Source organism: Streptomyces sp. NPDC048424 (assembly GCF_040651555.1).
In the GTDB taxonomy this organism is placed as follows: domain Bacteria; phylum Actinomycetota; class Actinomycetes; order Streptomycetales; family Streptomycetaceae; genus Streptomyces.
The window spans coordinates 20,449-28,247 of sequence record NZ_JBEZKE010000052.1 but is presented as its reverse complement, the minus strand read 5'-3'; the positions used below and the strand labels follow the sequence as shown (position 1 = coordinate 28,247).

The window sequence follows — 7,799 nt, the reverse complement described above, 5'->3', positions numbered from 1 at the left end:
GTTCACCTCCCGCCGCTCGAAGGCGGGCAAAACCAGCCCCGCCGGCGTTTGAGGCGCGGGGGCCCGGGGGCAGAGCCCCCGCAACGGCGCCGCACCCGGGATACAACCGTGTCGGGCACCCCCGCCGAGCACCCCCGCAGGGGTCAGGCGCGGGGGCGCCCCATCGCCCGGTACGTCCAGCCGGCGGCACGCCACCGCACGGGGTCCAGCGCGTTGCGACCGTCCAGCACGAGCCGGTCCGTCACGACACCCGCGAGCTCGGCCGGGTCGAGGTCCCGGAACTCGCGCCACTCGGTCAGGTGGAGGACGACCTCCGCCCCCCGGGCCGCCGCCAGGGCGGAGTCCGCGTAGCCGAGGGTCGGGAACACGCGCCGGGCGTTGTCCATGCCCTTGGGGTCGTAGACGGTGACCTGCCCGCCCTGGAGGTGGATCTGCCCGGCCACGTTCAGCGCGGGCGAGTCCCGTACGTCGTCCGAGTCGGGCTTGAAGGTGGCGCCGAGCACCGCGACCCGCTTGCCGAGGAACGAACCGCCCACGGCCTCCCGCGCCAGCTCGACCATGTGCCCGCGCCGCCGCATGTTGATGGAGTCGACCTCGCGCAGGAAGGTCAGCGCCTGGTCGGCGCCCAGTTCGCCGGCGCGCGCCATGAAGGCGCGGATGTCCTTGGGCAGGCAGCCGCCGCCGAAGCCGATCCCGGCGCGCAGGAACTTCGCGCCGATCCGCTCGTCGTAGCCGATGGCCTCCGCCAGCTTCACCACGTCACCGCCGGCGGCCTCGCAGACCTCCGCCATCGCGTTGATGAAGGAGATCTTCGTGGCGAGGAAGGAGTTGGCGGCGGTCTTGACCAGCTCGGCGGTCGGGAAGTCCGTGACGACCAGCGGCGTCCCCTCCGACATCGGCGTCTCGTACACCTCGCGCAGCAGCTTCTCGCCGCGCTCGCCCTGGACGCCGATCACGATCCGGTCGGGGTGCAGGGTGTCCTGCACCGCGAAGCCCTCGCGCAGGAACTCCGGGTTCCAGGCCAGCTCCACGTCCGCGCCCGCCGGGGACAGCTCGGTGAGCTTCGCCGCCAGCCGCTCCGCCGAGCCCACCGGCACGGTGGACTTGCCGACCACCAGGACCGGCCGCGTCAGGTGCGGGGCCAGCGAGGCCATCGCGGAGTCGACGTAGGACATGTCGCACGCGTACTCGCCGTGCTTCTGCGGAGTGTTCACGCAGACGAAGTGGACGTCGCCGAACTCCCCGACCTCCTCGAAGGAGGTGGTGAACCGCAGTCGGCCGGTCGAGCCCGGCAGCCCGGCCACGTGCTTGGCCAGCAGTTCCTCCAGCCCGGGCTCGTACATCGGCACCCGGCCCGACGCCAGCATCTCGATCTTCTCGGGCACCACGTCCAGCCCCAGCACCTCGAACCCCAGCTCCGCCATCGCCGCGGCGTGGGTCGCGCCGAGGTATCCGGTGCCGATCACTGTGATCCTGAGGGGGGCCATGGGTGCTCCAGAGGTGCGGGGCCGTTTGCGGCCACTGAGCATAGTCGGGCCCACCAGCGGGGACGTTCCCCAGGAGCCCACCACTGTCGGCACCGCTGTCACGCAACTCACGTAGGCCGTCCATATCGCCATCCGTGACCGGGACACTAAGCTTGGGTTACTTAACGGTAGTTAGCATCACGCATCACCCTGGGGAGTGAGAGATCTTGGCGGGTTCTGCCGACTTCGACCTGTACCGCCCGGCCGAGGAGCACGACATGCTCCGCGAGTCGGTCCGCTCGCTCGCCGAGGCGAAGATCCTGCCGTTCGCAGCCGCGGTCGACGAGGAGTCCCGCTTCCCGCAGGAGGCCCTCGACGCCCTGGTCGCCAGCGACCTGCACGCCGTCCACGTGCCCGAGACCTACGGCGGCGCGGGCGCCGACGCCCTCGCCACCGTGATCGTGATCGAGGAGGTGGCCCGCGTCTGCGCGTCCTCCTCCCTCATCCCGGCCGTCAACAAGCTCGGCTCGCTCCCGGTGATCCTCTCCGGTTCCGAGGAGCTCAAGGCCAAGTACCTGGGCCCGCTCGCCAAGGGCGACGCGATGTTCTCGTACGCGCTCTCCGAGCCCGACGCGGGCTCCGACGCGGCCGGCATGAAGACCCGCGCCGTGCGCGACGGCGACTTCTGGGTGCTCAACGGCGTCAAGCGCTGGATCACCAACGCGGGCGTCTCCGAGTACTACACGGTCATGGCCGTCACCGACCCGGAGAAGCGCTCCAAGGGCATCAGCGCCTTCGTCGTCGAGAAGTCCGACGAGGGCGTCTCCTTCGGCGCCCCGGAGAAGAAGCTCGGCATCAAGGGCTCCCCGACGCGCGAGGTCTACCTCGACAACGTCCGGATCCCCGCGGACCGCATGATCGGCGCCGAGGGCACCGGCTTCGCCACCGCGATGAAGACCCTGGACCACACCCGCATCACCATCGCGGCCCAGGCGCTCGGCATCGCCCAGGGCGCCCTCGACTACGCCAAGGGCTACGTCCAGGAGCGCAAGCAGTTCGGCAAGCCGATCGGCGACTTCCAGGGCGTGCAGTTCATGCTCGCGGACATGGCCATGAAGATCGAGGCCGCCCGCCAGCTGACGTACTCGGCCGCGGCCAAGTCGGAGCGCGTCTCCGCCGGAGGTGACAAGGAGGACCTGACCTTCTTCGGCGCCGCGGCCAAGTGCTTCGCCTCCGACGTGGCCATGGAGGTCACCACGGACGCCGTCCAGCTCCTCGGCGGTTACGGCTACACCCGTGACTACCCGGTGGAGCGCATGATGCGCGACGCGAAGATCACGCAGATCTACGAGGGCACCAACCAGGTCCAGCGGATCGTCATGGCCCGCAACCTGCCGTAACGCGGCTCTCACCTGCACCGAAGCGAACGCCCCCCGGCAGCCCGCCGGGGGACGTTCGCGCATCGGGGGGGGGGCAGGCGGCCGCCCGGCAAGCCGCTCCCCGAAACGCAGAGACGCCGTGCCCCGGCCGGCGGACGCCCGGTTCGTCCCGGTCCGCGACGAACGCGGCGGGCGGCCCTTCCTGCGGCCCGGGCGACAACTGCCCGGCCACGCAGCTCCGTTCACCTCCTGAGCGGGCGAACGATGCGGTCATTTCATGACATACCAGTGCGGCGCCCTCACGGGTGCGCACACCGGTGGACACATCCGGCACCGGCCTCCGGGCGCCCCTGGATGGGCTAAATTTGGACCTTCGTACGCCGGAATCGGTTGGGGAGAACGCAATGACGGAAGCGATCCTGCTGGTCGGCGGACAAGGGACGCGCCTGCGTCCGGTGACGGTGAACACGCCCAAGCCGATGGTCCCGACGGCCGGAGTTCCCTTCCTCGCCCACCAGATAGCCAGGGCCGCCGCCGCCGGTGTCACGCACATCGTGATGGCCACCTGCTACCTCGCCGAGGTCTTCGAGCCCTACTTCGGCGACGGATCCGACTTCGGCCTCACCCTCGAATACGTCGTCGAGGACGAGCCCCTCGGCACCGGCGGCGCCATCCGCAACGCCGGACGGCGCCTGACGGGCGGACCGGACTCCTCCGTCCTCGTCTTCAACGGCGACATCCTCACCGGCCTGGACATCGCGGGTCTCGTCGAGGCGCACGAGGCGGCCGACGCCGACGTCTCCCTGCACCTGGTCCGCGTCGAGGACCCGCGCGCCTTCGGCCTGGTCCCCACCGACTCCGAGGGGCGGGTGCTGGCCTTCACCGAGAAGCCGCAGACCCCCGAAGAGATCATCACCGACCAGATCAACGCCGGCTGCTACGTCTTCCGCCGCAGCGTGATCGACGCCATCCCGGCCGGCCGCCCGGTCTCCGTCGAGCGCGAGACCTTCCCGGGCCTGCTGGCCTCCGGGGCCAAGCTGCACGGCGTCACCGAGAACACCTACTGGATGGACCTCGGCAAGCCCGAGTCCATCATCCAGGCCTCCGCGGACCTGGTCCGCGGCGTGGTCCCGTCCCCGGCCGTCCCCGGCCGCCGCGGCGAGTCCCTGGTGCTGCCCGGCGCCGAAGTGGCGGCCGGCGCGAAGCTGTCGGGGGGCACCGTCGTGGGAGCCGGCGCCCGGATCGAGGCCGGCGCGGTCGTCCAGGGCACCATCGTGCTCGACGGCGCGGTGATCGGCCCGGACGCCCAGGTGAGCGCCAGCCTGATCGGCGCCCGCTCCGCCGTGGGCGCGCGGACCGTACTGGACGGCGCCGTCATCGGTGACGGGGCCGTCGTGGGGGCTGACAACGAACTGCGCGCCGGGGCCCGGGTGTGGTGCGACGCGCAGCTGCCCGCCGCCGCCATCCGCTTCTCCCCGGACGCCTGACCGGAGTCCGGGGAGCGGGTACCGCCGCGGTCAGTTCCCGCGGACGGTGACCTTCTCGTCGTTCTGGATCTGCTTCACCAGCTGCTGCACCTTCGCCTTGTCCCAGACGAGGTTGCCGCCGCGCTGTCCGGAGATCGGCATGTTCATCGACACGCCGTCACCGCCGTTGACGCCCTTCATCGCGAAGAACATCTGGCCCATGTCGTACAGGCCCATGTCCTTGTCCACGATCAGGGTGTCCAGGCCCGCGCCCAGCATCGGGTAGAGGTCGAACGGGTTGAGGACCGTGGACGGGGTCGCCGCCTGGCTCGCCAGCGCCGACAGGAACTTCTGCTGGTTCTTGGTGCGCTGGAGGTCCGACTCGGCGAAGGCGTAGCGGGTCCGGACGAAGGCCAGCGACTGCTCGCCGTTCAGGGTCTGCTTGCCCGCCTTGAAGTCGGCGCCGGACTTCTCGTCCTTGAAGCCCTCCTCGATGTCCAGCTCCACGCCGCCCAGCGCGTCCACGATGTTCGCGAAGCCGGCGAAGCCGATCTCCGCGTAGTGGTCGATGCGCAGACCGGTGTTGTGCTCCACCGTCCGCACGAGCAGCTCCGGGCCGTCCTCCGCGTAGGCCGCGTTGAGCTTGACCCGGCGCCCCTGCGCGGGGAACTTCTTGCCGGACTGGGAGCCGACGAAGGACGGGATCTCCACGTCCGAGTCGCGCGGCAGCGAGATCATGGTGTTCCCGCTGGAGCACTTCGCCAGGATCATCATCGAGTCGGTCCGCTTGCCCTCGGCCGAGCCCGTGTGGAGCTTCTTCTTCTCCTCGTCGGACATGCCCTCGCGGCTGTCGGAGCCGACGATCAGGTACGTCGTGCAGTCGCCCTCCTTGGGGCGCTCGATGACCTTGGAGAGGTCGACCTCGCGGCGCACCTTGGAGTCGGCCCAGAAGTAGGTGGAGACCGTGGTCACCAGCAGGGCGGAGACCAGCACGATCGAGCCGATCTTGATCCGCTTGCGCCAGTCCGGGGCGGGGCCGGGCGCGCGGCCGGGACGGCCGGGCCCCGAGGGTCCGCCGGGACCCGCCGGACCGCCCGGGGCGCCGCCGGAGGGCGCGCCGTAGACCTGGCCGGTGTTGTAACCGCTGTCGTAACCGCCGTACGTGTCGTGGCCGCCGGCCTGCTGCGGGGGCACGCCGTACGCGGGCGGCGGGCCCGCCGGGCGCTGCGGACGCGGGGGCTGCGCGGGCCGCTGCGGCTGTCGCTGGACGTGCCGCATCCGCTGTACGCCCTCGGGCTGCGGCTGGGCACTGCCGCGCCCGTAGCCGTCGTCACGACCTTCTGGCCAGTCATTCATGCGCCCTAGGATGCCTGCCCGGGCCTGCCGTCCGACAGCCCGGGGCGGGATCCGTACCGGGGCTGTTGCAGAGCTGATGCCTCTGGTACGGCTCTAAGGTGTCCGTATGACACAGATACGGGGCGAGCTGCCCGGGAAGCCGACCGCGGCTTCCCGCACGACCCTCAGCCACATCATGACCGCGAACGACACCAACCTCCTCGGCACGGTGCACGGTGGCGTGATCATGAAGCTGGTGGACGACGCGGCGGGCGCCGTGGCCGGGCGCCACTCCGGCGGCCCGGCGGTCACCGCCTCCATGGACGAGATGGCCTTCCTCGCTCCCGTGCGCGTGGGCGACCTCGTCCACGTGAAGGCGCAGTGCAACTGGACCGGCCGCTCCTCCATGGAGATCGGCGTACGGGTCCTCGCGGAGCGGTGGAACGAGTCCACGCCCGCCACCCAGGTCGGCAGCGCGTACCTCGTCTTCGCGGCCGTGGACGCCGACGGCAAGCCCCGCCAGGTCCCGCCGGTGCTCCCGGAGACGGAACGGGACGAGCGGCGCTACCAGGAGGCCCAGATCCGCCGCACCCACCGGCTCGCCCGCCGCCAGGCGATCATGGCGCTGCGCGAGGAGCGGGCGGCCCAGGGCTTCGACGACTGACGCCCCCGCGGGGCCACCGCGGGACCGCCCGGGCCCGGCAAGATCCGAAAGAGACGGCCTAGGTCCCGCAGACCACCTGGTCGCCGGTGACCACGCCGAAGGTGCCCTGGTACGGGTCCTCCGCGCGGACCGGCACCACCTTGCGGTAGTCCGCGCCCGCGATGACCAGCACCGTCCGGCCCTGGCCCGCCACCGCCCGCAGCTCGCTGCCCGGCAGGGCGGTCGCCACGGAACGGGCGGAGCGGTCCCAGCGCGGGTCGTACGTGATCACCGTGCGCTTGACGTCGCGGCTGGCGCCGTTGCCCGGGGCCCGGGTGGTGTCGAAGCCGGTGGCGCGCAGCGCGGTGTCGACCCGCCCGCCGAGCCCGTCGATCCGCGTCCCGTTCTCCACCTGGATCCTGACCTGCTGCGGGGGCACGTCCACCGGTACCGCCGCGGGGCGGCCCCCGCCGGTCTTCCCGGGGCGGGCCGGAGCCAGCGGGCGGTCCTCCCGCAGGGCCTCGAACAGCTTGGCCGCCTTCGGCTCGTCCCACTTCACGGTGGAGCCGATGCCCTTGAGGCGGAACGAGGGGTCGCCGATGGGCACCGAGGCGAACTCCGAGGAGGACGGGGTGAAGTCCCGCATCGCCTGCCCGAGCGCCAGCATCTGCTCCGAGCCGAAGTCCTTGTCGGCCCGCACCGAGCCGAGCAGGGTGGAGCTGACCTCCTTGAACTTGACCGGGTTCAGCAGCACCCCGCCGCCGGTCGCCTGTTTGATCAGGGCGGCGATGAACCGCTGCTGACGCTGCATCCGGCCCAGGTCGGAGGCCCCGTCGACATGGCGCGAGCGCACGTACTGCAGGGCCTGGCCGCCGCTGAGCCGATGGGTGCCGGGCAGCAGGTCGAGGCCGGTGTTCGGGTCGCGCATGGTCTTGGCCGTGCAGATGTCCACGCCGCCCATCGCGTCGACCGTCTTCATGAAGCTGGTGAAGTCGACCTCCAGGTAGTGGTCGATCTTCACCCGGGTCATGTTCTCGACGGTCCGCACGGTCAGGTTGGGGCCGCCCTCCGCGTACGCCGCGTTCAGCCTCAGGGAGTGGGCCCGGTGCGCCTTGCCGGAGACCAGGTCGCGGTGCGCGGGCACCTCGGCGTAGCTGTCGCGGGGCAGGCTGATGACGCTGGCCCGCTCCTTGTCGGCCGACAGGTGCACCAGCATGATCGTGTCGGTGCAGTGGCAGGGCGCGCCGCCCAGGCGGTACTCGCGCTTCTCCTCCGGGGTGATCTTCTCCCGGCCGTCGGTGCCCACCAGCAGGAAGTTCAGGCCGTGCCCGGCCTGCGGGCGGTTCTTCATGTCCTTGAAGGGGTCCACCCGCTCGATCCCGGTGTCCAGGCCGGTCATCACGGCGTGCCCGACGGCCCCGGAGCCCAGCACCACCACCGAGAGCCCGGCCGCGAGCCGCACCCCCCACCGGGGGCGCTCGCCCCGGCGCCGGACCGGGCCGCCGGCGCC

Annotated in this window: 6 protein-coding genes; 3 read left to right on the top strand and 3 right to left on the bottom strand. The window is 71.6% G+C overall.

The window, feature by feature from the left end:
- Positions 1-143: 143 nt before the first annotated feature.
- Positions 144-1,487 (bottom strand): UDP-glucose/GDP-mannose dehydrogenase family protein, encoded by a 1,344-nt coding sequence (locus tag AB0D29_RS37040; RefSeq protein WP_362860253.1) that lies wholly within the window; start codon positions 1,485-1,487, stop codon positions 144-146.
- Between the two features lie 206 nt (positions 1,488-1,693).
- On the opposite strand from AB0D29_RS37040, the gene AB0D29_RS37035 reads away from it, so the two are divergent.
- The gene (locus AB0D29_RS37035; protein WP_351298970.1) at positions 1,694-2,866 is read left to right on the top strand and encodes an acyl-CoA dehydrogenase family protein; all 1,173 of its coding nucleotides are present in this window, start codon (positions 1,694-1,696) and stop codon (positions 2,864-2,866) included.
- A 383-nt stretch (positions 2,867-3,249) separates the two neighbouring features.
- Positions 3,250-4,332, top strand: a complete 1,083-nt coding sequence (locus tag AB0D29_RS37030; protein WP_362860252.1) for an NDP-sugar synthase — start codon at positions 3,250-3,252, stop codon at positions 4,330-4,332.
- Positions 4,333-4,362: 30 nt separating this feature from the next.
- On the opposite strand, the gene AB0D29_RS37025 is transcribed toward AB0D29_RS37030, so the two are convergent.
- The gene (locus AB0D29_RS37025) at positions 4,363-5,667 is read right to left on the bottom strand and encodes an LCP family protein (RefSeq protein WP_362860251.1); all 1,305 of its coding nucleotides are present in this window, start codon (positions 5,665-5,667) and stop codon (positions 4,363-4,365) included.
- Positions 5,668-5,773: 106 nt separating this feature from the next.
- On the opposite strand from AB0D29_RS37025, the gene AB0D29_RS37020 reads away from it, so the two are divergent.
- Entirely contained in the window at positions 5,774-6,310 is a 537-nt protein-coding gene (locus AB0D29_RS37020) for an acyl-CoA thioesterase (RefSeq protein ID WP_362860250.1), read from the top strand.
- 58 nt (positions 6,311-6,368) lie between these two features.
- Here the strand turns inward: AB0D29_RS37020 and AB0D29_RS37015 are convergent, their stop codons facing one another.
- Positions 6,369-7,751, bottom strand: coding sequence for an LCP family protein (locus AB0D29_RS37015; RefSeq protein ID WP_362860256.1), 1,383 nt, complete (start codon positions 7,749-7,751; stop codon positions 6,369-6,371).
- Positions 7,752-7,799: the final 48 nt, after the last annotated feature.